1 protein-coding gene is annotated in these 1,149 nt (G+C 39.9%); it reads right to left on the reverse strand.

All coding sequences use genetic code 11. The annotated features are described in order from the left end of the window. Positions 1 to 478, reverse strand: a 478-nt coding sequence (locus WMO25_RS18210) for a hypothetical protein (RefSeq protein ID WP_349086651.1), incomplete at its 3' end; no start/stop codon positions are given. Positions 479 to 1,149: the final 671 nt, after the last annotated feature.

The raw sequence follows: 1,149 nt of genomic DNA on the forward strand, positions 1-1,149 counted from the left end.
CTCCCCGAAGCTCAGACTTATCTTCCTGGTGGCAGAATATAGGTGAAGGACATGGATGTACGGCGAAGGCCGGATCGTAGGTGTGATTGAGGTATTCAAAAGAGGCTTCAGTTTTTGTGAGAGGACTGGAGCTTTTTCTTTGATTAAAACAAAGATTGTTAAAAAATCTGTAAAAAAAGTCGGTGAACCTCCAACTCAGTAAAATCAAGGCCTCCAGGACAAAAACAGCATGAAAAGGTGCTGAAAACAGAAAAAAACAGTCAAAAAGTCGGTGAACCTCCGAGCCAATTTTGACAAAAATAAAAAAGCCAGTAGAATCAAGGCTTTGCGGGAATTTACTATGAAGAGGTTGACCGACTTTTTTGGAGAAAAAGGTTGAAAAACAGGGAAAATGGGGTATAATGAAAACAGAAAACGCAGTAAATACTGTTGTTGAACCGTACCTATGAGTGATTGAAACTTTCGGTTTTGCCGTCAATTTGTCGAAATAGTACAGGTTGAGCCGTACCTATGAGTGATTGAAACCTGAGAATAATTCCATTATACAGTCATTTATCAATGTTGAACCGTACCTATGAGTGATTGAAACTAATTGCCTCATATAAAGCAATTCGGACATCTGGTGTTGAACCGTACCTATGAGAGACAATTTACTTTTGTTTACCTTATTGTTTTTACATGAATACTGTGAATTGTTTTGCTAATTTCCAAAGGAATATATAAGTAAAAGAAAATGCTTCGAATGCCTCAGCTCATAAAGAGTTGGGGCATTTTTGATGTACATTTCCCCATTTTTTTGCTATTTTAAACCGCTGGTTGAATGAAAAATACTTCATTAGCGTTTATAATAATTCTTGTCAGCGGGGGATAGCGATGAAATACAGAGTATCAGAGTAGTTGCTCCATCTGGTCTGCTGGCAATTGACAATTTCATATTTGAATATTTGAATCATGTCTGTAATCAACTCGATGAATAAAGTACGCCAGTGCTTCGAGGTGTGCGGTAATTTCCAAGAGCCGAAATGGTGAGGAGGTCCGGTTGACCGGAGCAGGGATACCTGCTTCGGGAGGTCGTCGGGGTTCAGTGATGAATCCCGGGGAGACGGAAACCGTCAAGGAAAACGCATATCGCAGAGATGTTCGCACTTA

The sequence above is a fragment of the Coprococcus intestinihominis genome (assembly GCF_040096555.1).
In the GTDB taxonomy this organism is placed as follows: Bacteria; Bacillota; Clostridia; order Lachnospirales; family Lachnospiraceae; genus Coprococcus_A; species Coprococcus_A intestinihominis.